The organism is Mesorhizobium cantuariense (genome assembly GCF_042647205.1).
Taxonomy (GTDB): domain Bacteria; phylum Pseudomonadota; class Alphaproteobacteria; order Rhizobiales; family Rhizobiaceae; genus Mesorhizobium; species Mesorhizobium cantuariense.
Map to the genome: position 1 here is coordinate 6,037,830 of NZ_JBHRVD010000001.1, position 25,957 is coordinate 6,063,786.

25 protein-coding genes are annotated in these 25,957 nt (G+C 62.5%); 9 read left to right on the forward strand and 16 right to left on the reverse strand.

The features are described from left to right. Window positions 1-109: 109 nt before the first annotated feature. Complete coding sequence (locus ACFOJ9_RS29445) at window positions 110-871, reverse strand: Crp/Fnr family transcriptional regulator (protein WP_378984149.1); 762 nt, start codon at window positions 869-871, stop codon at window positions 110-112. A 210-nt stretch (window positions 872-1,081) separates the two neighbouring features. On the opposite strand from ACFOJ9_RS29445, the gene ACFOJ9_RS29450 reads away from it, so the two are divergent. Then, on the forward strand, window positions 1,082-1,402 hold the full coding sequence (locus ACFOJ9_RS29450) for a response regulator (RefSeq protein ID WP_378988130.1): 321 nt from the start codon (window positions 1,082-1,084) through the stop codon (window positions 1,400-1,402). 43 nt (window positions 1,403-1,445) lie between these two features. Here the strand turns inward: ACFOJ9_RS29450 and ACFOJ9_RS29455 are convergent, their stop codons facing one another. Further along, complete coding sequence (locus ACFOJ9_RS29455; protein WP_027037058.1) at window positions 1,446-1,997, reverse strand: sigma-70 family RNA polymerase sigma factor; 552 nt, start codon at window positions 1,995-1,997, stop codon at window positions 1,446-1,448. Between the two features lie 3 nt (window positions 1,998-2,000). Beyond that, entirely contained in the window at window positions 2,001-2,204 is a 204-nt protein-coding gene (locus ACFOJ9_RS29460) for a NepR family anti-sigma factor (RefSeq protein WP_378984152.1), read from the reverse strand. Window positions 2,205-2,426: 222 nt separating this feature from the next. Here ACFOJ9_RS29460 and ACFOJ9_RS29465 point away from each other — a divergent pair, with 222 nt between their 5' ends. From ACFOJ9_RS29465 to ACFOJ9_RS29490, 6 genes are all read left to right on the forward strand, one after another. Further along, window positions 2,427-3,221 (forward strand): response regulator, encoded by a 795-nt coding sequence (locus tag ACFOJ9_RS29465; RefSeq protein ID WP_378984154.1) that lies wholly within the window; start codon window positions 2,427-2,429, stop codon window positions 3,219-3,221. Window positions 3,222-3,431: 210 nt separating this feature from the next. Next, window positions 3,432-3,599, forward strand: coding sequence for a DUF1328 domain-containing protein (locus ACFOJ9_RS29470; protein WP_013529282.1), 168 nt, complete (start codon window positions 3,432-3,434; stop codon window positions 3,597-3,599). A 183-nt stretch (window positions 3,600-3,782) separates the two neighbouring features. Next, entirely contained in the window at window positions 3,783-4,814 is a 1,032-nt protein-coding gene (locus tag ACFOJ9_RS29475; RefSeq protein ID WP_378984158.1) for a sensor histidine kinase, read from the forward strand. 136 nt (window positions 4,815-4,950) lie between these two features. After that, window positions 4,951-5,130 carry a hypothetical protein gene (locus ACFOJ9_RS29480; protein WP_378984160.1) on the forward strand — a complete coding sequence of 60 codons (180 nt, stop codon included), beginning with the start codon at window positions 4,951-4,953 and terminating at the stop codon, window positions 5,128-5,130. Window positions 5,131-5,242: 112 nt separating this feature from the next. Next, a complete protein-coding gene (locus ACFOJ9_RS29485; RefSeq protein ID WP_378984162.1) occupies window positions 5,243-5,569 on the forward strand; it encodes a hypothetical protein in 327 nt (108 codons plus the stop codon). Window positions 5,570-5,653: 84 nt separating this feature from the next. Continuing rightward, a complete protein-coding gene (locus ACFOJ9_RS29490; protein ID WP_378984164.1) occupies window positions 5,654-5,899 on the forward strand; it encodes a YMGG-like glycine zipper-containing protein in 246 nt (81 codons plus the stop codon). Between the two features lie 97 nt (window positions 5,900-5,996). Here ACFOJ9_RS29490 and ACFOJ9_RS29495 read toward each other — a convergent pair whose 3' ends face one another. The 4 genes from ACFOJ9_RS29495 to xylF form a co-directional block, all read right to left on the reverse strand. Further along, entirely contained in the window at window positions 5,997-7,637 is a 1,641-nt protein-coding gene (locus ACFOJ9_RS29495; RefSeq protein WP_378984166.1) for a CHASE domain-containing protein, read from the reverse strand. A gap of 152 nt (window positions 7,638-7,789) precedes the next feature. Then, on the reverse strand, window positions 7,790-8,587 hold the full coding sequence (locus ACFOJ9_RS29500; RefSeq protein ID WP_378984168.1) for an ATP-binding cassette domain-containing protein: 798 nt from the start codon (window positions 8,585-8,587) through the stop codon (window positions 7,790-7,792). 13 nt (window positions 8,588-8,600) lie between these two features. Beyond that, a complete protein-coding gene (locus ACFOJ9_RS29505; protein ID WP_378984171.1) occupies window positions 8,601-9,932 on the reverse strand; it encodes a sugar ABC transporter permease in 1,332 nt (443 codons plus the stop codon). Between the two features lie 148 nt (window positions 9,933-10,080). Then, a complete protein-coding gene (gene xylF, locus ACFOJ9_RS29510; RefSeq protein ID WP_378984173.1) occupies window positions 10,081-11,121 on the reverse strand; it encodes a D-xylose ABC transporter substrate-binding protein in 1,041 nt (346 codons plus the stop codon). A 270-nt stretch (window positions 11,122-11,391) separates the two neighbouring features. On the opposite strand from xylF, the gene ACFOJ9_RS29515 reads away from it, so the two are divergent. Further along, window positions 11,392-12,639, forward strand: coding sequence for an ROK family protein (locus ACFOJ9_RS29515; protein ID WP_378984175.1), 1,248 nt, complete (start codon window positions 11,392-11,394; stop codon window positions 12,637-12,639). Window positions 12,640-12,655: 16 nt separating this feature from the next. On the opposite strand, the gene phoB is transcribed toward ACFOJ9_RS29515, so the two are convergent. The 7 genes from phoB to ACFOJ9_RS29550 all read right to left on the reverse strand — a co-directional run bounded on the left by phoB (window position 12,656) and on the right by ACFOJ9_RS29550 (window position 23,926). Next, the gene (gene phoB / locus ACFOJ9_RS29520; RefSeq protein WP_010911896.1) at window positions 12,656-13,345 is read right to left on the reverse strand and encodes a phosphate regulon transcriptional regulator PhoB; all 690 of its coding nucleotides are present in this window, start codon (window positions 13,343-13,345) and stop codon (window positions 12,656-12,658) included. 16 nt (window positions 13,346-13,361) lie between these two features. Continuing rightward, window positions 13,362-14,069, reverse strand: coding sequence for a phosphate signaling complex protein PhoU (phoU, locus tag ACFOJ9_RS29525; RefSeq protein WP_378984182.1), 708 nt, complete (start codon window positions 14,067-14,069; stop codon window positions 13,362-13,364). Between the two features lie 25 nt (window positions 14,070-14,094). Then, entirely contained in the window at window positions 14,095-14,919 is an 825-nt protein-coding gene (gene pstB, locus ACFOJ9_RS29530; protein ID WP_378984185.1) for a phosphate ABC transporter ATP-binding protein PstB, read from the reverse strand. 17 nt (window positions 14,920-14,936) lie between these two features. After that, a complete protein-coding gene (pstA, locus tag ACFOJ9_RS29535; RefSeq protein WP_378984188.1) occupies window positions 14,937-16,253 on the reverse strand; it encodes a phosphate ABC transporter permease PstA in 1,317 nt (438 codons plus the stop codon). Continuing rightward, a complete protein-coding gene (pstC, locus tag ACFOJ9_RS29540) occupies window positions 16,250-17,716 on the reverse strand; it encodes a phosphate ABC transporter permease subunit PstC (protein WP_378984190.1) in 1,467 nt (488 codons plus the stop codon). Before pstC ends, pstA begins: the two co-directional genes overlap by 4 nt. 96 nt (window positions 17,717-17,812) lie before the next feature. Then, on the reverse strand, window positions 17,813-18,841 hold the full coding sequence (locus tag ACFOJ9_RS29545) for a substrate-binding domain-containing protein (RefSeq protein ID WP_378984192.1): 1,029 nt from the start codon (window positions 18,839-18,841) through the stop codon (window positions 17,813-17,815). Between the two features lie 519 nt (window positions 18,842-19,360). Continuing rightward, a complete protein-coding gene (locus tag ACFOJ9_RS29550; RefSeq protein WP_378984194.1) occupies window positions 19,361-23,926 on the reverse strand; it encodes a PAS domain-containing protein in 4,566 nt (1,521 codons plus the stop codon). A 190-nt stretch (window positions 23,927-24,116) separates the two neighbouring features. Between ACFOJ9_RS29550 and ACFOJ9_RS29555 the strand changes: the two genes are divergently transcribed. After that, window positions 24,117-24,467: a hypothetical protein gene (locus tag ACFOJ9_RS29555; protein WP_378984196.1), complete on the forward strand. Its 351-nt coding sequence runs from the start codon at window positions 24,117-24,119 to the stop codon at window positions 24,465-24,467. A gap of 117 nt (window positions 24,468-24,584) precedes the next feature. Here the strand turns inward: ACFOJ9_RS29555 and ACFOJ9_RS29560 are convergent, their stop codons facing one another. Both ACFOJ9_RS29560 and ACFOJ9_RS29565 read right to left on the reverse strand, forming a co-directional pair. Then, entirely contained in the window at window positions 24,585-24,821 is a 237-nt protein-coding gene (locus ACFOJ9_RS29560) for a hypothetical protein (RefSeq protein ID WP_378984198.1), read from the reverse strand. 128 nt (window positions 24,822-24,949) lie between these two features. Further along, on the reverse strand, window positions 24,950-25,876 hold the full coding sequence (locus ACFOJ9_RS29565; protein ID WP_378984201.1) for a DUF2865 domain-containing protein: 927 nt from the start codon (window positions 25,874-25,876) through the stop codon (window positions 24,950-24,952). Window positions 25,877-25,957: the final 81 nt, after the last annotated feature.

Below are 25,957 nucleotides of genomic sequence, written 5' to 3' on the forward strand. Positions count from 1 at the left end.
TCGATTTCAAACGCGCCGCATGTCTCAAGGTTCCGACATCCGCGACAAAGTACCCGAAAACGCATCCGTGCGCACCCGATCCGCCGGCCCTGGCAAAAAAGACGCTTCGTCAGATCAGCGGGCGACGCACCTCGCCCAACCCTTCCCAACCAGCGAGTCGCTTGAGCCCTTCATCGTCGATGACCTCGCAACCGCCGTCGCGCCAGACGATCAGCTTGCGATCCATCAGCTTGCGGATCGTCTTGTTGGTGTGAACCAGCGACAGGCCGAGCGTATCGGCGATGTGTTGCTGCGTGATCGGTATCTGGAAGGACTGCTTGCCGTTCAGCCCGACGACCCTGGCCCGGCTGCCTATGAAGGCGATGAGATAGGCAGCGCGCTCGATCGCGCTGCGACGCCCGAGGCTGAGCAGGTTCTCGTCCAGCATGCGCTCTTCGCGCGAGGCGATCCAGGTGATGTCGTAAGCGAGCCCTGGATGATTGCGGTAGAGTTCGTGCAGATACTCGCGCTCGAAAACGCAAAGCAACATCGGTGACAAGGCCTCGACGGAATGCTGCATCTCGCCCATCACACTGCCTTGCAGGCCGATCAGATCGCCGGGCATGAGATAGTTGAGGATCTGGCGGCGGCCGTCCCGCAACAGCTTGTAGCGGAACGCCCAGCCGGAGAGCACGGTGTAGAGATGGGCGCTATGGCTTCCCTCCACCAGCACCGTGGCGCCCCTGTCGACGGCGAGTTCGCCCTTCTTGAAGTTGCTGATGAAGGCCAGTTCCTGCTTTTCGAAGTCGCGGAAAACCGGCAACGGCCGCAACGGGCAGTTCTCGCAAGAATACTGGCGGCTGGAGACAGCACGACCATTCTGGGCTGGCATCTCGACCCCCTCTTTGAAAGCCCGCTCCTTGGAAGGCCGCATTTCAACGCGTTGCAAGGATTGAGGTTCCTCCGCCGGCCACATGTCTTTTTTAAATGACAGCACGCCAATTAGCGATCATGACTCCATACGATCAAGGAGTCCTTGCCAGTGCCCACATTGCTTGACGGATTGCGGATTCTCGTTCTGGAGGACGAATTTCTCATCGCCATGGATGTCGAGCAGCTTTGCCGTGACCACGGTGCCGGTGAGGTGGTGATCGCCCGCGATCTGACCGAGGTCGATGGCCGGGAGGTCGCCACGCAATTCGATGCGGCCATTGTCGACCTCATGCTGGGCGGCGCCTCGACGATCGATTTCGCCTCGGGGCTGCGCGCGGCAGGCGTGCCTTTCGTGTTTGCGTCGGGCTATTCGGATGCCGATGAAATCAAGGCATCCTTTCCGGGCATCAGGTTGGTCGGCAAACCCTATTCGGGTGAAGACCTCGTGCAAGCGGTGGCGGCGGCCTGCGGACGCGCTTCTCCCGTTTGAAACAAGATCCCGACCCTTGCGGATCGCGCCCCGCGATCGCAGGTCAGCTGGCCGGCGAGCCCGTTACCTGAGCCGAAATCGCATCCGGACCGTACTCGTCTTCGCCTGATATTTTCAGGATCTCCTGCAAGCGCGTGCGGGCCCGGCTGACGCGGCTCTTGATCGTTCCGACCGCGCAACCGCAAATCTCGGCGGCCTCCTCGTAGGAGAAACCCGACGCACCGATGAGGATGATGGCTTCGCGCTGGTCCTCCGGCAATTGTTCGAGGGCGCCGCGGAAATCCTTCAGGTCGAGCTGGCCATGCTGGGCCGGATGAACGGCCAGCCTGGCCGTCATGATGCCGTCGCTATCCTGCACTTCGCGCCCGCGCTTGCGCATCTGCGAATAGAATTCATTGCGCAGAATGGTGAAAAGCCATGCCTTGAGATTGGTGCCGGGCTGAAAGCTCTCATGCTTGTCCCAGGCCTTGACCAGCGTTTCCTGGACGAGGTCGTCCGCCTTGTCGGCGTTTTGCGTCAGCGACACGGCAAAGGCGCGCAAGCTCGGGATCGCCCCAAGCAGATCGGTCTTGAAGCCTTGGGAGACCGCTGCCATGCCTCAGTCCTTCTTCTGTGCGGGTTCGGCCTGTTCCAGCTGGCTGAGCAACTGGGCGAAGCGATCCGGCACATGGTCGGAGACCAGCTCGTCATAATATTGTTTGAGTTTTCGTCCGATTTCGGAATTCGGTCCCAGTGCGTCACCGGAACCGTCCCGGCGTCTGCCCGCGACGCCAGCCAGAATATCTTTCGTCATATCCTTCATTTTGCCCTTGTATTCCCAGCGCCCAAGCCGCTCATGATATTACTCAACATAACGCAAGCGGCACCCTCGTCTGGTTGCCAATCCCGACCTCAAACGCCGTCCCGCCGCATTAGTTCCATCAAGGCGGAACTTTTTCGAAAAACCCGCGTTGTTGGATGGGGCTTGCAGTCAGCTTGACCTGCTATCTATGCAATCACGTCATTCTGAGGGAGACGTCTTATCATGAGCTTATCCGCCACCATCGCACCACACCTGCCGTTTCTGCGCCGCTTCTCGCGGGCCGTTTCCGGATCGCAGGAGAGTGGCGACGCGCTGGTCGCCGCGATGCTCGAAGCCATCATCGCCGATGTCGATATCTTTCCCGAAGCATCGAGCGATCGCATCGCGCTGTACAAGGTTTTCGCCAAGCTGTTCACGTCGGTCGCCATCCGCGTTCCGCAGGAGCAGGCGCAATCGGCATGGGAACAGCGCGCCGCCGCCAATCTGAATGCGATTGCGCCGCGCCCCCGCCAGGCCTTCCTGCTGGTTGCGGTCGAAGGTTTCAGCGAGGATGAGGCGGCAGAGATCCTCGATGTCGGCGACCAGGAGTTTTCAGAGTTGCTAGCCCAGGCAAGCAACGAGATATCCCGTCAGGTCGCAACCGACGTGCTGATCATCGAGGATGAACCGCTGATTGCCATGGATATAGAAGAAATGGTCGAGAGCCTCGGGCACCGCGTCGTTGGAACGGCACGCACGCATGCCGAGGCGGTGATGATGTTCGCCAAGACACGGCCGAAGATGGTGCTGGCCGACATCCAGCTTGCCGACGGCAGTTCGGGCATCGAGGCCGTGAACGAAATCCTCTCGTCAACATCGGTGCCGGTCATCTTCATCACCGCCTTTCCCGAGCGTCTGTTGACCGGCGAACGTCCCGAACCGGCCTTCCTGGTCACCAAGCCGTTCAATCCCGACATGGTCAAGGCGCTGATCAGCCAGGCGCTGTTCTTCGATCGCCAGGCGAAAGCCGCCGCATAGGCTTGGCGAGCACGCCCTGACAGCATGACACGACATCAAAGGCCGCCCGATGCGATGCATCGGGCGGCCTTTTGGTATCCGGGTCCCGGTCATCAGCGAATTTCCAGCGCACCTGCTCCGAACGATTTGCAAGCATCGTCTTTTTCGGCAAAGGGTGGAACAAACCGCATCTACTCACGTTTTCATCGCACCATTCGAAGGAGATGGACCATGCTTTACTGGGCGCTCGTATTTCTCGTCGTGGCGATCATCGCTGGCGCGCTTGGTTTCGGCGGCATCGCCGGTACGTCTGCCGGCATCGCGCAGATACTGTTTTTCATCTTTCTCGCTTTCCTGGTCATTTCGCTTCTTGCGGGCCTGTTCAAACGGGCATCGTGAGGACGAACGGCGACCGAACACTGGAAGCCGCACCCCTCAAACGGTTTCCAGCCACCGCCGGGCGGTATCCTGCAAAGGACACCGTCCGGCGGACCGTTTTTGGCGGCTGATTTTCGGGAAACCTCTTTTGGGAACCCATTCAACAGTGAACCGTTCAGCCTGAGTGGGTGGACAGATTGGCCGATGCGTTCCAGAACCGGAGATAGGAAAAGCGACGTGCAAAGCGATGAAGTCATCGCCCTGCATCCTGCCGAAAGCGGCATGCAGCTTGGACGGGCTCTTCTCCACGCGTTGCACAATGCCGGTATTTCCGTTCTCTATCAGGACAGCGACATGAAAACCGTATGGGCGCGCAACATGCGCGCCCCCTGGGTTTCCGACACCGCCGACAGCAACGGCATCCTGCCGGCGGCGCAGGCCGATCGCATTGGCGCGGCCAAGCGCGACGTCATCGCATCCGGCAACCCGCAACGTCTCGAGATCAGCGTTCCCGTCGACGATGGCATCCGCTGGTTTCAGGTCTGGATCGATGCCGACCACGGCGATGGCGGCACGGTGCAAGGCGTCGTCACCACCATGGTCGAGACAACCGAGCAGAAACGCCGTGAGCAGACCCTGACGACACTGCTGCGCGAAGTCAGTCATCGCTCGAAGAACCTGCTGGCGATCATTCAAAGCATAGCCACCCAGACCGGGCGCTACTCCGACGGCATCGGTGATTTCCTGACACGCTTTCGCGGCCGGCTGCAATCGCTGGCATCGTCCCAGGATTTGGTGACCTCTTCCAATTGGCGGGGTGCCGCGCTTCGCGAACTGGTGTCGGGCCAGGTTGGCCGCTACGGCGGGGATCCGGTGCGCAGCCTGCGCTTCCAGGGGGCAAACCCCTATCTCAATCCCAACGCTGCCTTGCATATCGGCCTTGCTATGCATGAGCTCGCCGTCAATTCGGTGAGCTATGGTGCCCTGTCGCGACCCGATGGATTCGTCGAGGTTACTGCCAACCTGACCGCCGCCGAAACCGGGACTTCCCTGTCTCTGACATGGGCGGAAGCGATCGGAGCCAATGACAACCAGCGTAGCGAGAAGCGCTTCGGCAGCGTCGCACTCGAACGGGTCGTGCCGGCGTCGCTGAATGGCACGGCGACGCTTGAAATCGCGGCTGGGCGCCTCGAATACCGCCTTGTTGTTCCGCACGGCAATTTCGAGACGGAATGAGCAACGCCGTTTGCCGGATCCTTAACCGGCTGTTCACCATAAAAGCGGATGCTGTTTTTCCCAGATACCACTGGAACCTGTTGCATCGCCGGACATTTCCGCAGCAGGATTTGCAGCATGGTGCGGGAGGAATGCCTTGACGGTTGCCGACATGAACAGACTGGAACAGGCCGCTCGGATCTCCATGGGCGAGTTTGAAGACTCCGACGCACCCGCGCCACCACTGCCTCCTGTTCCTCACGCATCGTTGCGCCTTGTCGCTTTTGGCCTGGCCGCGGTTATTCTCGCAGCCGTCCTCTTCCAGCTGGCTTACTGACGTCCCGCACTACCTGCGACCTTGGTCGCTCCATGTTAATTCGCTGGTCAGCCTGCAGTGCAGGAACTTTGCGGAATGTGGACCGTTACTGTGGCGAGAGGACGTTTTCACCATGGAACACATCGCCGCGTTGCTGCTGGTCATCGGCTGCTCGAACACGATGGCCGATTGCCGTGAACTTCAAGTCCCTGTCAGTGTTTTCGAAACCGCCGACCAATGTGTCGCCGAACGTCCGTTCGCCATGGCCGACTTGCAGGGGCAGGCCGAGCACATCGTCGCCACATGCCTTGCGGTCGACCCGGCGCTCGAAGACGACTACGACCAGGTGGTATGGAAGGTCGGCCCGGACGGCAGTCTCGACGCATCCTTGGAGATTTCAAATATCGTGGTTGCGTCAGACATGACGCGCCCCGAAAAAGACTATCTTAGCCAACAATAAATTCGAGCGGGCAACGGGCGCCATTTCATGCTAAATGGCGGTTAGAGCTTACTAAAGTGAGGACACAAAGTGAGGAGTGACTCTATGCGGAAGATCATTATTGCCATGGTTGCAGTGGTCGCGGTCAGTGGCTGCACCTCGACCGAGCAGGACGTGGTTGGCGGTGGCTTGATTGGCGCCGGTGTCGGCGGCTTGGTCGGCGGCGGCAGGGGCGCGCTGATCGGCGCGGCCGTTGGTGCCGGTTCCGGCCTGCTGGTGCGCAATCTGCGCAACGGCTATTGCCAGTATCGCGATCATCGCGGCCGGATCTATACGGCTCGCTGCAACTAGTTCGGGCGATAATCGAAATGTTGATCCGGAGACCGGTTGGCCGGCCTCCGGATTTTCCATGTTTGGATGCTTGATCCTGGCTGCCTGACGATCGCCGTCAGTTTGTCAAAGGGATTCTGATTTCCACGTTCAGCCCATCGGCCCGGAAATCACGCTTGATCGTGCCGCGCAATTCGCGCGTGACGTTGAGGTCGATCAGCTTGGTGCCAAATCCGGTCTTGGCGGGTGCGTCGAGCTTCTTCTGCCCGGTTTCCCGCCAGTTGAGAGCCAGCGTCCTGTCGCGCCCGCGCCCTTCGACCGACCAGTCCACTTTCAGCGCCCAGTCGCCCTTCAGGGTATTGGCCGAATTGCCGGCTTCGCCGTATTTCAGCGCATTCGTCGCCAGTTCGTGAAAGGTCAGGCCGAGCGCTTGCGTCGTGGTTTCGTCGAGCAGCACCTGTGGCCCTGACAACAGCTCTTCGGGCAGCTCCTTGCCGAACACCTGGCCAAGCTCGATGCGCAACAGATCGCCGAGATCGGCCTTCTGCCAGCGCGAGCGCGTCAGCATGTCCTGAGACGCCGCCATCGCCTGCAGCCTGGCCGAGAAGGATGCGGAAAACTCGTTGACGTCGGTGGCCCGCGAAGCCGTCTGGCGCGCGATCGCCAGCACCCTGGTGATCGAATTCTTGATGCGGTGCTTCATCTCCTGCAACATCAGGTCTTTTTCGAGCAGGCTCTTTTCCGTCGTTTCGTGCAATCGCGACGCTGCCTCATAGGCCCGCTCCTGATAACGCGCCACCAGCGCTATGGCGCCCGCCAACAGTAGGCCGAACAGCCCCAGCATCACCGGAATGGCGCGCGACGACGGCTGCGAAAAGGCACTTGTCGGCCGGAAAAGGACCGTCCACGGTTGGCCAGCCACCATGATCTTGCGGGTGACCAGCAGCCTGCTTCCGAAGGATGAGGCCGGCGGCGTCTCCGAGCGGAACAAGAGATTGTCGTCATTCACCGTGCCGTCATAGATTTCGGTGTTGACCGGCAGCAGCGGCGACCGGCTGAGCGCGATCTGGAACAGATCGCGAGCCCGAAAAGCCGCATAGAGAAAACCGGCCGTGGAGGATCTGGACGCATTGATGCCATCGGGTGCGGTTTCGACATTGAGCCGCACGAGGACGAGGAAGCCGGTGAACGTCTGCGCGGCACCCGTCTCCTGGCCCAGCTGCACCAGCCCGCTGGCGTGCTGCTGGTCGTCCGACATCGCCTTTTCGATCGCCGCGCGCCGCACCGGTTCACTGAACATGTCGTAGCCAATGCTGGCCTGGTTGGACGGACCAAGCGGTTCGAACATCACGATGGGCGCGCGCCAGGGTTGCGTGGTATCAGGATAGATTGGATGGCTGACGCCATGGTCGTGCAACATATCGCGTTCGACTGCCGCCTCGTCTCCCGCCTTCACCAGCCTGAGGAAGCCGATACCGCGCAAGCCGGCGAAATTGTTGTCGACATCGAGTGCCTTGAAGAACGCCTTGAACTCATTCTGGGAGATATCGCCGTTGCGGGCATCGAACAAGGCCCGCGTCGAGCGCAGCAGCGACAGATGCAGGTCGATGCGGCTCTCGATCCGGTTGAGCGCATCGTCTGCCGTCGCTTCGAATTTGATGCGGGCGGCCTCCTGCGTCGCGAAATAGGCAAACCCCGCCATCATCATGCTAATCAGCGCGACGGCTATGAAGGCGATGATCGGGAAAAGCTTCTTCAATGGTCGATGCGGCCCGTGAGCGAATTGGGACCTTTATGGGCAAGTCGCCGCGCCAACACAATGGCAAGGCCAAGCCATCCTGACGGCTGGCATATCAGATGGCCCGAGACCCGGCACATTCGTCCTGCCATGCGGGATCGCTATCGCCGCGCTCAGGCGGCGATCTTCAGCGCGCCCGGTCCGGGAATGGCGCCGGGCGGGCATTTGCCCAGAATGATCATGCCGAGCACCTCGTCCTGGGTAACATCGGTGGTGCGGGCGGTGCCGACGACCTGGCCGTTCTTCATGACGCAGACGCGGTCGGCAAGCTCGAACACGTCGTGGATATCGTGGCTGATCAGGAAGATGCCGATACCGTCGGACTTGAGCTGCTTGACCAGTTCGCCGACCTGCGCCGTTTCCTGCGGACCAAGTGCCGCCGTCGGCTCGTCCATGATCAGGATGCGTGCATTGAACAGGATCGCGCGCGCGATCGCCACCGACTGCCGCTGGCCGCCCGACAGCTTTATCACCGGCTCCTTGAAGCGCTGGAAGCGGGGATTGAGCCGGCCCATCACCTTGCGCGCCTCGGCCTCCATGGCAACGTCGTCGAGCGTGCCCCAGGCGGTCATCAGCTCGCGGCCGAGGAACAGATTGGCGGCGGCATCGACGTTGTCGGCCAACGCCAGCGTCTGGTAGATCGTCTCGATGCCGTATTTCTTGGCGTCGCGCGGGTTGAAGATCGATGCCTCCTCGCCGTTGACGAAGATCTGGCCAAAGTCGCGCTTGTAGGCGCCGGACAGGATCTTGATCAGCGTCGACTTGCCGGCGCCGTTGTGGCCGAGCAGCGCCACGACCTCGCCGGGGAAAAGATCGATCGACGCGTCGTCGACGGCGCGGATGCCGCCAAACGCGATCGAGATGTTCCTCATGTCGATCAGCGGCGTGCCTGTGGGAGCACTCTTTTCCATGATCGTTCCTCCCCTAGACGCGTTTGCGATAAACGGTGTCGAGCCAGACGGCGATGACCAGCACGGCGCCGACGACGATGCTCTGCAGTGGCGAGTCGATGCCAAGCAGCACCATGCCGGACTGCAGCGACTGCATCAGCAGCGCGCCGAGCATGGCGCCCATCACCGTTCCGGCGCCACCGGCCAGCGACGTGCCGCCGATGACAGCCGCCGCGATGACCAGCAGCTCGTCCAGTGTGCCCAGCGCATTGGTCGACGCATTGAGGCGGGCCGATGAGATTGCCGCGCTGATGGCCGCCAGCACGCCCATGATCATGAACACCTTCATGGTCACCCAGCGCGTGTTGATGCCGGCGAGTTCCGCTGCCTCCGGATTGCCGCCGATAGCAAAGACATAGCGGCCGAAACGCGTGCGTTTGGTGATGAAGGTCATGATGATGCCCACGGTCACCGCCATCAGCACCGGTATGGCGATGCCATGCGCGATGAACAGCCCACCTTCTGGAATGGTGATGCCGTTCTGCTGCGCATACTGGCGCACGATGCCGATCGGCCACGGATAGGAATTGGCGATCCAGACGGCGCCAAGGATGGCGGCGCAGGCAACCACGCCAAGCAAGGTCTCAGCCCAGACGGGGCGCAGTGGAAAGCTGAACCGCTTGCGCTGCGAACGGCCGTTGAGCAGCGCGAAGGCAACCGCCGCACAGGCAACGATGCCGACGATCCAGCTGGCTGTGGCACCGATCGAACCGCGTGGTCCGCCGCCCATCAATTGGAAGGTGGCGTCGAGCGGCGCGACCGTGCGCCCGCTGGTGATGAGCCACGCCATGCCGCGCCAGACCAGCAGGCCGCCCAGTGTCACGATGAAGGCAGGCACCTCCATATAAGCGATGATGAAGCCCTGGAACGCGCCGATCAGCAGACCAAGCACCACGCCGGCGGCAAGCGCGATGACCCAGAGCCAGGGATTTCCAAGCTGGAAGCCGATGACTCGAATGAGGAATTCGGCCTGCGCCACGCCCATGATCATACCGATCACGCCTTCGACGGAGCCGACCGAAAGGTCGATGTTGCGCATGACGATGACCAGCACCATGCCGGTCGCCATGATCGCGACCGAGGAGGTCTGCACCGAGAGGTTCCACAGATTGCGCGGCGTCAGGAAAAGCCCGCCCGACAGGATGTGTATGCCGACCCAGATGACCAGCAGCGCGCCGACCATGCCGAGCATGCGCGTGTCGAGCTCGGTAGCCTTGAGAAACCGCCCGGCGGCGCTGAGTTCAGATGCACGCGCCCGGTCCGCTGCAGTGCCGGCGACCGGCTGATTAGAGGTCGTGTCGGTCATGGATCCTCCCACCGGTTTGCCGTCTGACGCGGATGCCGGAACATGGATGCTATTTGCTTTCCGCAGTTATTTGAAGCGGAAGCCCCTTGAGAAACGCCGCGGCCTTTGGGCCGCGGCGCCGAGATTTCGAACCGATAGCGACCCGGTTTTAGTTGCAGGCCGCGACGCTGCCGGCGGCGACGCCCGCGCAGACTTCGTCTTTCTTGATCCAGCCGGCGTCGATGACGACGTTGAGATTGTCCTTGGTGATGGCAACCGGGGTCAGGAACAGCGACTTGACGGTATTGCCGCCTGGTGTCGTGAAGTCCTTGGCGCCGGCAATGTCGCTCGTCTTCTTGCCGTCGGCGAGCTGCGAGGCGATCTCTGCAGCGTTCTTGCCCAGTTCGCGTGCGTCCTTCCACACCGACACGGTCTGCGTGCCGAGCGCGATGCGGTTCAGCGCGGCGTGGTCGCCGTCCTGACCCGAGACCGGCACGGTGCCGGCCAACCCTTGAGCCGTCAGCGCCGCGACGACGCCGCCGGCGGTGCCGTCATTGGCCGCGACCACCGCATCGACCTTGTTGTCGTTGGCGGTCAGGAACTGTTCCATGTTCTTCTGGGCATTGGCGGGCAGCCAGCCGTCCGTATAGGCCTCGCCGACATTCTTGATCTTGCCGCTGTCTATGGCTTCCTTGAGCACTTCCATCGAGCCCGAGAACAGGAAATCGGCATTCGGATCGGCACCCGAACCCTTGATGAAGACATAGTTGCCTTCCGGCTTGGCCTTGAACACTTCGCGGGCCTGCATGCGGCCGACTTCCTTATTGTCGAAAGTCAGGTAGAAGACATCCTTGTTCTCGATCAGCCGGTCATAGCCGACGACCGGAATGCCTTCATCCAGCGCCTTCTGCACCGCCGGGCCGATGGCCGAGGCATCCTGCGCCAGGATGATCAGCGCGTTGGCGCCCTGCGAGATCAGGCTTTCGACATCGGTGAGCTGCTTACCGGGATTGGACTGCGCATCGGCGGAGATGTACTTGTCGCCGGCGGCCTCGATCGCCGTCTTCATGGCGGCCTCGTCGGTCTTCCAGCGCTCCTCCTGGAAGTTGGACCACGAAACGCCGATGACCTTGTCCTTGGCCTGTGCGACCGACACGAGCGTCAGCGACATGGCGACACCCGCCAGGATGGCGGCTGTGAATCTTTTCATATTATCCTCCCTGCGCCGCGTATGGCGCGACCAAACTGACCCGAAGGCCGGCACAGAGGCTCTATTTTTTCGAGCCTCGAAAAAATACTGATCCAACACCCGAACGCTGTCAACATCGATTCTGATGGATTTTGATGTCCTTCAGAATTTTTTTCGAGCCTCGGAATAAATAAGTGACAGGGCGGGCCGCTTCTGCCAGTATTTGACCGCGTTGCCGGCAGCGTTCCAGGGGCAGGAAGAACCGCGGCGACCGGGAGGATGTGAAGAAACATGTCGGTCGGAATCCGCCACGACGATTTGCGCCGCCGCAACCGCGCGATGGTGATCGCAGCCGTGCGCCGCGCCGGACAACCGTCACGCACCGAGATCGCCGCGACCACGGGCCTCAGCCACTCGACCATATCGGCGATCTCCTCCGACCTGATCGGCGAAGGCATCCTGACCGAAAGCAAACCGAGCGAGGCCGGCTCGCTCAAACGCGGTCGGCCGCAGGTCGGCCTCAGCCTCAATCCGGAAGCGGCGGCGGTGATGACCGTCGTTCTGTCGCTGAATTTTCTCTCCGTTGCCGTCATCGACTATGCCGGCCAGGTGATCGCCGAGGAGCAGCGCAGGCTGGACACGCTGACGATGCCGCGCGAGGCGCTGATCGGCGAATGCACGGCAATCGTGCGGCGCCGCCTCGAAGACCCCGATCTTGACGTGCGCAGCATCGCCCGCATCGCTCTGGCGATCCAGGGCATCACCGACACCCATGCCCGCGCCATGCTGTGGTCGCCGATCACGCCTCACACCGACATCGCCTTCGCCGACATACTCGAAGACGAGTTCGGCATCCCCGCCACCATGGAAAACGACTGCAACATGATGGCTATAGCACTGCGCTGGCGCGACCCTGATCGCTACCGCGACGATTTCATCGCCATTCTTCTATCGCACGGCATCGGCATGGGCCTGGTGCTGAAGGGCGAGCTGTTCACCGGCACCCATTCCTCGGGCGGCGAGTTCGGCCACATGATCCACCGGCCGAACGGCGCGCTCTGCCGCTGCGGGCGGCGCGGCTGCGTCGAAGCCTATGCCGGCAACTACGCCATCTGGCGCAGCGCAAGGCAATTGGGTGAGGACGCAGAACCCGTCGCCGATGTCAGCGACGCCGACATGCGTGCCCTGGCCACCGCGGCCCGCGAAAGCGACGGACCCGAGCGCGAGGCCTATCGCAAGGCCGGCGAAGCGCTCGGCTACGGCCTCGGCAGCCTGTTCGCGCTGATCGATCCGGCGCCCGTAGCCATGGTCGGGGTCAGCGCCGCTGCCTTCGACTTGATCGAGCCGGCATTGCGCAAGGCGATTGCCCAGACCGCCGGCGGCCAGCACTCGAAATCGATTTCCTTCGACACCGAGCCGAACGAACTGCCGCTGATCCGCGAAGGCTGCGCCATGCGTGCGCTGACCTTCGTCGACCAGGAGATTTTCGCACCCGGCGCGCAAACAAGATCCGGCCTCGCCGGCAAGAACGTGGCGTGAATTCAAACGGGCGAGTTCAATCCTCACGGATCGCGTAGCCCGCTCCACGAATGGTGCGGATGACGTCGGGCATGCGGCCGTTGTTGACGGCCTTGCGCAGCCGGCCGACATGCACATCCACCGTGCGCTCGTCGATGTAGATCGTCTCGCCCCAGACATTGTCGAGCAGCTGGCTGCGCGAGAAGACGCGGCCGGGATGGCGCATCATGAATTCGAGCAGGCGGAACTCGGTCGGTCCAAGCCTGATCTCGCTCTTCTTGCGATAGACCCGGTGCGATTCACGGTCGAGCACGATATCGCCGACCTTCAGCACACTGGACAGCACCTCCGGCTTGGCGCGGCGCAGCAGCGCCTTGACCCTGGCCATGAATTCCGGTGTCGAGAACGGCTTGACCAGATAATCGTCGGCGCCGGTCGACAGACCGCGCACGCGGTCGCTCTCCTCGCCACGCGCGGTCAGCATGATGATCGGCAGCCGCTCGGTCTCGGGACGCATTCTTAGCCGACGACAGAGTTCGATACCGGAAACCGCAGGCACCATCCAGTCGAGCACCAGAAGGTCGGGAACGTTCTCCTGCAGCCGGATCTCGGCCTCGTCACCGCGCGTCACCACCTCGACCTGATAGCCTTCGGATTCGAGATTGTAGCGGAGCAGCACGCCTAGCGGCTCCTCATCCTCCACCACCATGATGCGTGGCGCGATCATCGACTGGTCATCCCTGTCATGCGGCCGGCGCGGACATTGCCGTCTCGTCCTGCTTCGGACGATTGGCGGGCAGCTGCGTGCCGGTCAAAACATAATAGGCATTTTCAGCGATGTTGGTCACGTGGTCGCCGATGCGCTCGAGGTTCTTGGCGCAGAACAACAGATGCGTGCAGGCAGTGATGTTGCGCGGGTCTTCCATCATGTAGGTCAGCAGTTCACGGAACACCGAGGTGTATTTGACGTCGATGCGCTCGTCGTTGTTTCTGAGCGTGGCAAGCGCTGCCGCGTCAGCGGCGGCATACTCGTCGATGACGCCCTGCACCTGGATCAGCACCAGCTGCGCCATCCCGTCGATCGAATGCGACAGGTCGCGCGGCGTGACGCTCAGGCCGACAGTGCCGACGCGTTTGGCAATGTTCTTGGCAAGGTCGCCGATGCGCTCGAGGTCGCCGGCCATGCGGATCGAACCGACCACCGCACGCAGGTCGTTGGCCATCGGCTGGCGCTTGGCGATCAGCGTGATGGCGCGATCGTCCAACTCGCGCTGGCGTGCATCCATGATGGCATCGTCGGAAACCACCCGCTGCGCCAGCGCATTGTCCGAATTGAGCAATGCCTTGGTCGAGCCACTGACCATCGAGCGGGCGAGATCGCCCATGTCGCGGATCAGCTGGCTGACCTGCTCCAGATCCTCATCGAAAGATGCGACGGTATGTTCACCCATGATCTTCGTCCCTCGTATGCTGAACTCAGCCGAACCGGCCGGTGATGTAGTCCTGGGTGCGCTTGTCGTCGGGGGTGGTGAACATCTTGTCGGTGGCTCCCTCCTCGACCAGATAGCCAAGATGGAACATCGCGGTGCGCTGCGACACGCGCGCCGCCTGCTGCATCGAGTGGGTGACGATGACGATCGTATAGTTCTGACGCAGTTCGTCGATCAGTTCCTCGACGCGAGCGGTGGCGATCGGGTCGAGCGCCGAACACGGCTCGTCCATCAGGATCACCTCGGGCGACACGGCGATGGCGCGCGCAATGCACAGACGCTGCTGCTGGCCACCGGAAAGGCCGGTGCCAGGTTCCTGCAAGCGGTCCTTGACCTCGTTCCAGATTGCCGCCTTCTTCAGGCTCGACTCGACGATCTGATCCATGTCGGCCTTGCGCTTGGCCAGTCCGTGGATGCGCGGGCCATAGGCGACGTTCTCGTAGATCGACTTGGGAAACGGATTGGGCTTCTGGAACACCATGCCGACGCGCGCCCTGAGCTCGACGACGTCGATGTTCTTGTCGTAGATATCCTCTTCGTCGAGCGTTATCTTGCCGATTACCCGCGCTGAATCGATGGTGTCGTTCATGCGGTTGAGGCAGCGCAGGAAGGTGGACTTGCCGCAGCCGGAGGGGCCGATCAGCGCGGTCACCTGATTGAGGCGGACGTCGAGATCGACGTCGAACAGCGCCTGCTTCTCGCCGTAGAACACGCCGACCTTGTCGCCGCGCATTTTGATCACTTCGTTCGACTTGGCGTTCACCTTGTCGCCCACTGCGTTTTCAAGGGACTGTTCGGTCATGATGTTCATACCAAAATGCCTTTTTTCTACCAGCGCCGCTCGAACCGACGCCGAAGCACGATCGCGGTGATGTTCATGGCCATGAGGAAGACGAGCAGGATGATGATGGCGCCGGACATGCGCTCGACGAAGGCGCGTTCGGCCTCGTTCGCCCACATATAGATCTGCACCGGCAGCGCGGTGGCCGGATCGAAAGGCGTCGTCGGAGGATCGGCGACGAAGGCGACCATGCCGATCAGCAGCAGCGGCGCGGTTTCGCCGAGCGCACGCGCAAGACCGATGATGGTGCCGGTGAGGATGCCGGGCGCGGCAAGCGGCAGGATGTGGTGGAACACCATCTGCATCTTGGAGGCGCCGAGACCAAGGGCTGCCGAGCGGATCGACGGCGGCACGGCGGCAAGTGCCGCGCGCGTCGCGATGATGATCGTCGGCAGCGTCATCAGCGTCAGCACCAGGCCGCCGACGAAAGCGGCGGAGCGCGGCATGCCTAGGAAATTGATAAACACCGCGAGGCCGAGCAGGCCGAAGACGATCGACGGCACCGCGGCCAGATTGTTGATATTGACTTCGATCAGGTCGGTGAAGCGGTTCTTCTTGGCGAACTCCTCCAGATAGATGGAGGCGGCGACACCGATTGGCAGCGCCAGCAGCAGCACGATCACCATCATGTAGAACGAGCCGATGATCGCCACGCCCATGCCGGACGTTTCCGGACGGCTGGAGGCGCCATAGGTGAACAGGCCGGTGTTGAAATGCTCGGCCATCGCACCCTCGGCCTTGAGCTTGTTCATCCAGGTGATCTGCTGGTCCGAGACCTTGCGTCGCGCTTCCTCGACGCCGAGATCGATCTGGCCCTTGAAGGCCGAGTCGAGATTGGCGGCGGCGAGAATGTTGACGTTGCGCGTCGTGCCGATCACCGACGGATCGGCGGCGACGATGTCGCGCAACTGGACGCGTGCGCCTTCCGACAGGAAGCCCTTGAGCTGCCTGATTGCCGGCTTGTCGTCGGGATTGATGCCGAGCTTGGCGACCAGCGCGTTTTCGGCGAGCTTGGGATAATTTGCCTTGATCAGAACGCTCGGATCGGTGGCGCGCTTGCCGGAAGGATCGATCACCTTCTCGTCGAACGTGATCGGCAGCGATACCGTCGTCTGCCAAAAGGCGGTGTAGCCTTTCGAGACGATGGTGATCAGCATGATGGCCAGGAACGCCAGGCCAACGGAAATCGCCACGGCGCCATAGATGCGGAAACGGCGTTCGGCGGCGTAACGGGCCTTCAGGCCGATGTCGCGGCGCGGATGGGCCGCGGCCCTGACCATCGTATCCATGGGGATGTCGGTCATTCGTACTGCTCCCGGTATTTGCGCACGATGTAGAGCGCGACGATGTTCATCACCAGCGTCAGCGCGAACAGCGTCAGGCCGAGCGCGAAGGCGACCAGCGTCTGCGGCGAATTGAACTCGAGGTCGCCGGTGAGCTGGTTGACGATCTTGACGGTGATGGTCGTCATCGCCTCGAACGGGTTGATGGTGAGGTTGGCGGCGACGCCCGCCGCCAGCACGACGATCATCGTTTCGCCGATGGCGCGCGAGGCGGTCAACAGGATGGCACCGACGATGCCGGGCAGTGCCGCCGGCAGGATCACCCGCTTGATCGTCTCGGAGCGGGTCGCGCCGAGGCCGAGCGAACCGTCGCGCATGGCGCGCGGCACCGCGGTGATGATGTCGTCGGACAGAGAGGACACGACCGGGATCAGCATGACGCCCATGACCAGGCCGGCGGTGAAGATACTCTGGCCCTGGATGAAGGGCGAACCGCCGGTCAGCGCCGCGGACAGGTCGCGCAGGAACGGTCCGAGCGTGACGACGGCGAAGATGCCGTAGACGATGGTCGGTATGCCGGCCAGCAGTTCAAGCGCCGGCTTGACCACCGAGCGCACCCTGGGTGTTGCGTATTCGGCCATGTAGACGGCCGACATCAGTCCGACCGGCACCGCCACCAGCAGTGCGACGGCGGCGATGTAGAGCGTGCCGGCAAGAAGCGGGATCAGGCCGAACTGGCCCTGGCTGCCGCCCGAACCGGCGGCGGCAAAACGCGGATCCCAGACCGTGCCGAAAAAGAAACTCATCGGCGAGACGCTCTCGAAGAAGGTGATCGTCTGGAACAGCATCGAAAGCACGATGCCGACGGTGGTCAGGATGGCGATGGTGGAGGCGGCGAGCAGGCCCCACAGCATCAGCCTCTCGACATTGTTGCGCGCCCTGGCGCGCGGTGCGATCTGCCTGAGCGCATAGAAGGCGCCGGCGATAGACGAAGCGAGAATGACGACGGCACCGAACAGGCCGAGCCGGTCCTGGACCTTGTTCGCCTCGACGGCGATCGGGATCATGTAGTCCTGTGTGTCGCTCGCCAGTGCCACGCCCCTGGCGGCGAGCAGCGGCTGCAGCTCGGCGAAGCTGGCAGGCAGGCCGGCCAATGTGCCTGCATCGAGTTTGCGCAGGCCCCTGGCGAGGCTCTTTACCAGGCTGACGTCCAGCGCCTCGCTGGCAACCTTGCTGTCGACGGTGCGCTCGGGCAAGGCAGCGTGAATGTGTCGGTCAAGATAGACCGAAGAGCCGACGGCCCAGACGGCTAGCAGCAAAAGAGCAGGCAGGACGCCGAGCAGGAAGGCCCACCAGCCGTGATAATGGGCACGCGAATGCGGCTTGACCTTACCATTATCCTGGGCCGCGGCACGCTGGCGGCCGATGAAAAAGGCAACCAGGCCGATGGCAACGACGATGGCCAGTACGAGCAAGGACGACATGGACCCACCCCAAGGGAAATTCTAACGCAGCCGCCATTGCGGCGTGCGGTGAAACCAGGGCGCGGATTTGGCCCGCGCCCTGGTTCGGTAGCTTGATTACATCGCCTTTCCGGCGGCGAAAGCGTCGCGCTGGGCCTGACGCTCGGCATCCGGAGCAGCAACGAGGCCGTATTCGGCGAGCGGGCTTTCCGGGCCGACCATCTGGTCGTCAAGGAAGAACTCGACATATTCCTTGAGGCCGGGAACGACGCCGAGATGCGCCTTCTTGACATAGAAGAACAGCGGGCGCGAGACGGGGTACTTGCCGCTGGCGATGGTCTCGGTCGAAGGCACGATGCCTTCCACGGTGGCGACCTTCAGCTTGTCGGCATTGTTCTCGTAGAAGGCGAGGCCGAACACGCCGACGCCGGTCTTGTTGGAGTCGATGCGGGCGAGCGTCTCGGTATAGTCGCCATCGATGTCGACGGCCTTGCCGTCCTTGCGAATGGCGATGCAGGTCTTGCCGATTTCCTTGTCGTCGGCAACGCCGGCAGCCTTGAGAGCAGCCTTGTCACAGCCGGCATCGAGAAGCTTGGTCTCGAACACTTCGCGCGTGCCGTGCTTTTCGCCCGGAATGTAGGCGGCGATGTCCCATTCGGGCAGCTTCGGATTGACCTGGCTCCACTTGGTGTTCGGATTGTCGACCAGTTTGCCATCGACGACCAGCTTGGCGGCGAGCGCCTTGTAGATGTCGGCGGGAACCAGCGCCCAGTCCGGACCCTTGATATCAGTGGCGAAGACGATGCCGTCATAGCCGATGCGGACTTCCTGGACTTCCTTCACGCCGGCGTCGGCGCAGGACTTGAGTTCGTCCTTCTTGATCGGACGCGACGAGTTGGCGATGTCGATCGTGTCTTCGCCGACGCCCTTGCAGAATTCCTTGATGCCGGCGCCGCTGCCGCCGGATTCGACGACTGGGGTCTTGAAGTTGGTGAATGTTTCGCCGAACTGCTCGGCGACGATCTTGGCATACGGTAGCACGGTCGATGATCCGGCGACCTGTATCTGGTCGCGCGCGGCGGCGAAGCCGGACGACGCGGCGAGCGCAAGCGCCGCGGCCGACGCCGTATAGAGGAATTTCTTCATGTGGCCTGCTCCTGTTCGGAAGATGGTCTCTCGGCGCCAGTGTCATTCTGCGCCCGCTGAGGCCAATAGCCTTCGATTATTACAGTCGCATGACAGTTTGATGTCACCCCGGTAACGCGTCATCGGGATAAGCAAAATGCCGCCTGGCCGGCACTCCCGATGGAGCCCGGCTTTGCCCCCGGAATCAGAGACTTGCTCCGTTTGGGCCGAGGCTGGCCGGGCGATTTGGGATCAGCCGGCCTCTATAAAGAAAATCCGGACGGGAGCGCGTTGCTCTCGGCCAGTCGTGGCCGGGCCATCGCCGAAAACAGGTCCGTTGGGGTAGGTTGACGCTGTCTCATGTCGGCGGTCGCTGCTCCCGCCCGTAACTGAGAAGAGCGGAATTCGAATGCGCCCATTGTCTCGGCTGGATGCCGCCTTTGATATGGTGCGATCGCGCCATAGTCTTGGCGCTGGCTGGGGTCGCGAATCTTCGCCGCATTCCCCGCAATCGGGCCGAAACCGGCGCAACGCCGGCTCTTACCCGGCGTTGCGCTGAGCCTGGCGGCTGGCGCCGACCCAGCGCTCGACCTTCTCGAGCAGGGCCCGGGGACTGATCGGCTTGGGCAGATAGTCGTCCATGCCGGCCTCCAGGCAGCGCTCGCGATCACCCTTCAGCGCATGCGCGGTGACGCCGACGATCGGCACATGCGTGCCGGTCTCTTCCTCCAGCCGACGAATGGCGGCGGTTGCCTCGAGCCCGTTCATCTCCGGCATCGAGACATCCATCAGGATCATGCACGGATTGAGCCGGCCGAAGGCGTCGAGCGCCTTGCGGCCATTGCCGACGATCTCGAAACCATAACCGGTCTCGCCGAGAATCTGGGTGAAGACCATCTGGTTCACCTCATTGTCCTCAGCCACCAGGATATCCAGCCTGTCGCCACCACCCGCCGCGGCAGGCCGGGGGCGGATCGAAGGCGGCTGCAGCAGCGCCCGCTGTTCGGACGGCGCCGACGGCTGTGGCCGCGCAACATTGCCTGGAGAGACGTCGGCTGCGAGCGCCGGGGCGTCGCTGCCGCTCGTGTTGTGGCGATGCCGCTGGATGGTGGCGACCAGCGTTTCCAGCAGCAACGATGAGCGCGCCGGCTTGATCAGCTGGGCGTCGATGCCGAGATCGCGGTAGCTAGTGTTGGCAAGCGACTGGTCGACCGAGGTCAGCATGATGATCGGCGTGCCGGCAAGACCGGCGGTGTTGCGCACGATGCGCGCCATTTCGGCGCCGCTCATCTCAGGCATCTGGTAGTCGAGCACGACGCAATCGACCGGCACGCCATAGGCGGCGGCGGCGATCAGCACCTTGAGACCCTCGGCGCCGCTTTCGGCCGCGCAGGAATCGAACGTCCACGATGTCATCTGCTCGGTCAGGATGGCCCTGTTGACGGCATTGTCGTCGACGATCAGCACGCGCGCGCCGGTCACGTCGATGGGCGTGATGCGTTGTCCGTTCTGCTGTCCGGCCCTTGGCAGCGTCACCGAAAACCAGAAGGTCGAGCCCCTGCCTTCGGCGCTCTCGACACCGATGTCGCCGCCCATCAGCTCGACGAGCCGCGAGGTGATGGCGAGACCGAGGCCGGTTCCCTCATGCCGCCTCGTCGACGAGGTGTCGACCTGGCTGAATTTCTCGAACACCAGTTTCAGCTTTTCCTCGGGGATACCGATGCCGGTATCGGTGACCGAGATGGTGAGCTTCGTTCCGATCGGAACCCTCTCGCCGGTGACGTCGACCAGCACATGGCCTTCATCGGTGAATTTCACCGCGTTGCCGAGCAGGTTGGTGACGATCTGCCTGATGCGGCCGACATCGCCGATGAACAGGCTCTCGAGACGGGGCTCGATGCGTACAATGAGTTCGAGGTCCTTCTCCTTGGCGCGTGTCGACACCAGCGTTGCCACATCCTCGATCGCCTCGGCAAGATTGAAGGGCGCCGGATCGAGCACCAGCTGACCGGCATCGATCTTGGAGAAGTCGAGGATGTCGTTGATGATGGTGAGCAGCGCGTTGCCCGATTTCACGATGATGTCGGTAAACGTCTTCTGCTTCGGGTCGAGGTCCGATTTGGCCAGCAGTTCGGCCATGCCGAGCACGCCGTTCATCGGGGTACGGATCTCGTGGCTCATATTGGCGAGGAATTCCGACTTGGCGCGGTCGGCGAGCACGGCGCGCTGACGCGCCTCGCGCAGTTCGGCCTCGCGCATCTTCAGCTCGGTGATGTCGGTGGTCGATCCGATCAGGTAGAGCGAACCGTCGGACGCAATCATCGCGCCCTTGCGGGCGAACTGATGCCTGACGCTGCCGTCGGCCAGCGTCACCATCTCCTCGACCTCTTGGGTTTCGCCGGTGCGCAACACCGCAAGGTCGCTGCCGACGAAGGCTTCGCCATCCGGCCCGAAGATCTCGATATCGGTCTTGCCGGTAGCCTCTTCCTTGCTGAAGCCGGTGAGATCGCACCAGCCTTTGTTGACGTAGAACTGCCTGAGGTCGGAGCGTTTGGCGTAGATCGACACCGGTACGTTGTCGATCAGGCTGCGGAACACCTCGTTCTCGCGCATGCTCTCTTCCAGCGCACGCTCGCGCGCCTTGACGTCGGTGATGTCGGTGCTCGAACCAACCAGATGCACCGACCCGTCCAGCGCCACCAGGCGGCTCTTGCGCGTCATCAATTGCCGAACCGTGCCGTCGCGATGGGTGACGGGTTCCTCGACCTCCTTGACGGCGCCGGTCACGGCAACCTGCGTGTCGTCATGGCTGTAGCCATCGGCATCCTGCGCACCGAACAGCTGGCGGTCGGTGCGGCCGATGACATCCTCCTTGGCCAAACCGGTTATCGCGCACCAGGCCTTGTTGACGAACTCGATGCTCAGGTCCTGGCCCTTGATGAAGGCGGCCACGGGCAACTCGTCCAGTACGTGCCGGAACAGATCGATCTGGCGCATCGAGTCGCGCAATGCCGCTTCGCGGCTCTTGATCTCGGAAATGTCGACGCGAACGCCGATGAAGGTGCCGTCGTCGGTCCGCATATCGTAGACCTGATACCAGCGGCCGTCGGGGTTGTGGCGCTCGAACGAGGAACTGGGCAAGCGGTAGCGGGCGAGGATCGCGTCCAGCCAGCGATCCGGATCGTCGTCGTAGAGCTTGTCGACTTGCGGGTCGCCGCTGCTGCGGAAATAGCCGTTCTCGCGGCCGAGGACGAGTGCGTCGCGGAATGTACAGCCGGGCTGCCATGCCGGCTTCAAGGCCGGCAGCGTATCCTGGATCTTGCGGTTGGCGAAAACGAACCGGTCGTCGCGATCGTAGATGATCACGGCCGCCGGCAAGGATTCCAGCACGCTGGCGAGATGCTGGCGCGCATCCTGCGCCTCTGTCTCGCGGCGCTTCATGTCGGAAATGTCGAACAAAAAACCGGCAACGTAGTTGCGGCCGCTGGCCATGCCGACGCGGCTCTTCCTGACGATGCGCGAGCGGCTTGCGCCATCGGCCTGGAAATTCTCTTCCACTTCGTAGGCGCGCCCGGTGGCAAGCACGTCCCGTTCGCTCTGCTCGAAAAGCGCGGTGTCGTTCGTTGTGAGGAAAGCGCCGCCGGGCTTGCCGAGCATGGCTTGCGGCGTCTGGCCAAACAGAGCGGCGAACGCCTCGTTGACGAACACAAACCGCAGATGGTCGTCCTTTACGAAGATCGGGTCCTTGACGGCGTTGATCACCGCTTCCGCCAGTCGCGCTTTCTCCAGCGCGTCGGCAAGTTCGGCCTCGCGGTCCTTCATGTCGGTGACGTCGACATAGGAGATCAGCCGCTTGCCGCCGACCAACGGCGCCGTCGACGATATCAGCGTGCGGCCGTCATTGCGCGGGAACTGCCGCGATCCGGCGGTCCCGGCCCTGATTTCCGCCTCGCGCTCGGTTATGTGCTGCTGCCATGTCGCGTCCTCGGAACCATACGGGTCGACATCGCGGCTGGCGTCCATAAGATCACGGAAGCTGCAGCCGGTCTCGGCGCGCCGGGCGTCGATCTGCCAGAAATCGTAGAAGGCACGGTTGATGACTTCGGCGCGCATATCGGCATCGAGGACGAGGACCCCGATCGGCATCTGGTCGACCATGGTGCGGAGATTGACGAACGTCTCGGCGATTTGGGCGTTGGCGCTCTCGATCTCGGCATCGCGATTCTTGATCTCGGTGACCTCATAGTAGGTCAACAGCCGCTTGCCGCCGGACAGCGCCGTCACCGAGAACATCATCGTCCTGCCGTCGGCATGGGCAAACTCGCGTGGCGCAACGGAGCCGGCGCTAATCTCCTCGACGCGGGTGGCGAGGTAGCGCTGCCATTGCTGTTCGTCGATGTCGCCATAGATGCCGTTGCGGCGGTTGAGTTCCATCAACAGGCTGAACGGAGCGCCGACGGTGACAGTGCCGTCCGGGATCCTGGAGAGGTCGCGATAGGCCTTGTTGACGATCAAAGTGTCGAGCCTGGCATCGAGAAGCAGCACGCCCATATGCATAGCGTCCATCGTCCGCTCGAGATCGGCCAGATGCTGGTCGGGTTCGCCGTCCGCCGATGGTCCCTGCCCCGGACTTTTGAAGGCGTTGGCCAGCGCCGTCACATTGCGGCCGATGCCGCGATAGCCGGCAAATCTTCCCTCGCCGTCGAACCTTGGAAAGCCTGATGTCAAAACCCAGCGGCAATCGGCGCGGCCACCTTTCAATTCATAGACGAAGTCGCGAAACGGCCGGTGCGCCTGCAGATCCTCCAGATGCGCGGCGCCACTGCGGTCGCCGTTCAGGACCTGGTTGAGGAAGTCGAAGCGGAACCGGCCAAGCACGTTTGCCGGATCGATGCCGGTGGCTGCCTGGTAGTTTTGCGAAAGCCAGGAGAAGCGCAGCTCGGCATCGGTCTCCCAGACCCAATCCGATCCGGCTTCGACCAGTTGGCGAAGTGCATCGTTAGAATCCATGCAAGCGGCGGACGATGATGAATCGTCGCCATGCGCTGTGGGTTTGCGAGGCCCGCGCTTGCCGCGCGCGCCGATTGTTTCGTCCGCTTCCGCCATGCCGCCCCCACCCCGAAAACCAAGGCCGAACCCTCCTCCGCGGTTCGCCGGCGGAATGTGCCCGAGAAGCATTAACGATCCGCTAACCTTAACGGCCGGTTAGACATATCGGCCGACACGGCCTGCTCCATTCCGCCAGGTTGTCGGCGGGATCGAAGCCGCTATATAAGCGCTGGCAGGGGTATTGCTTATGTTCGGACGAATTGTGCCTTTTTTCATGGGGCTGGCGCTGCTTTTCGGCAGTGGCTGCTCGCGTAGCTATGACGGCACCGTCGTCATCCCGAGACCGCTCGATGTCCGGCGCTTCTGGGATCGGCCGCCACCGAATGTCAGCTACGCGCAATCCGAGGTCGAGAACGGCGCCTTCCCAGTGGCACCGCAGCCGCCAAAGCGATTTTCCGAGCGCAAGATCACCCATGCCGCGCCGAGACGGCACCAGACGAGGTTACCCGCGTCGGCCTCCCTGTCCGCTCCGGCCAAGCCGCTGGTCTGCAGGAACGTCAGCGAGCCCGGCAAGAGGGCTCGCATGGTCTGCGACTAACGCGTGTCGCTCAAAGTCGCCCTGGTTTTAAGACAACGACATGCATGGAACTTGAAGCGCGTCGCATGAATCGACACCACGCGCTTTAACCAGCAAACAGTTTTCGGTGAACTGCCTTCACAGCGAGGCGGCGCCCTTTTTCGGCTCTTTCGCACCGAGCTTGTCGAGTGCAAGACGAACCTGACGCAGATCGTCCTGCCAGCCGTCATCGTCGTCCATCGGGCTCTCCGAGGCCGCCCGCTGCAGCCCACGCGCCTCGGATTCGATCTCGCGCAGTTCAGCGATTTTCTGTTCGGTGGTCAGGGAGTCGTCTTCGACGATCTCCAGCACCCGCATTTCCCTGAACGTAGCCATGGCGTTTCTCCTGGCTGATGTCGATCACAACGCCGTGAGCGCGGCTCCGTTCCAGACAGATCCGGTGTTCCAGCCCGGATCGCGGCAGCCCGCTGAAACCCGTCATCCCAAATCAGCAAGGCTGGTGGTCAGTCGGCCGGGAAGAAGGCCGGGCCGACCACGCGTACCAACCGATTGCCGGCCTCGATCGACTGGTGCTGGGCTGCGCCCGGCGCTTCGGCGTCGGGCACCGGAACGGCTGCAACGGTGCCAAGATCCGGGGTGGCAAGATCCGGTTTTGCCGTTGGCAGCGGAATGATGGCGTTGCTCATGTCGGCGGGCGTCACCGACCTGGCTCGCAGTTCGGCAACCCGCTGGTAATAGCGCTTGCCGTCGCATGCCTTGAAATTCGCGTCATCGCGATATCTGAAGGCCGCTGGCAGCTCGGTGTAGGGCTTGCGCGTATCGAGCGCGATCATCTGGTCGGTTTCGAGGCTGGCGTCGCTCAGCGTGTAGAGGTCGACGCCGGGATCATCGCAGATGTAACGGCACTGATCGGCCGTCTCCTTCAGATCGCCGCTGGCGGCGAATTGCGACTTTGGCGCCGGGAAGAAATACCCGTCCGACAGGCGCACGCAAAACAGCATCGCATTGCCGCCGGGCGTGGCACCCGCCGATTGGGTGCTGGGCGCGGCGCGCGCCGGCCGTTGCTTTGCCGAGGGCGCGCAGCCAAGCGCGACGAAGCGCGCCTGCAGGCCCGATGTGTCCCGGCCCGAATTCCCCCCGGCAGCGATCCGCCGCTGCACATCCGAGCGGCTCCTGGCGAGATCGGCGCAAGCGTTGAAGAGGCCACCGAGCGAACTTTTCGCCGTGCACTGTCGCTGCCTCTCGATAGTCTGGATAGCGGCAAGTTGCCGGCGCAGCTGGGCAAGCTCCGGGCTCGCCCCGCCGCTGCGGCCAGAAAGCAACTGGCTTCTGATCGCTCCGCAGCTGTCCGCATAGGACGAAAGCGTACCGAACAAAACCGCCGCCAGCGATATCAGCGCGATCATCATGAGAGGCCAGAAACGGGTCATCGGGACGACTTGGTCCTTGTTGCGGAGAACCTGGAATTACAGTCCTTGACTTCGACAAGCTTCGGCTAAATGAGTAAATTC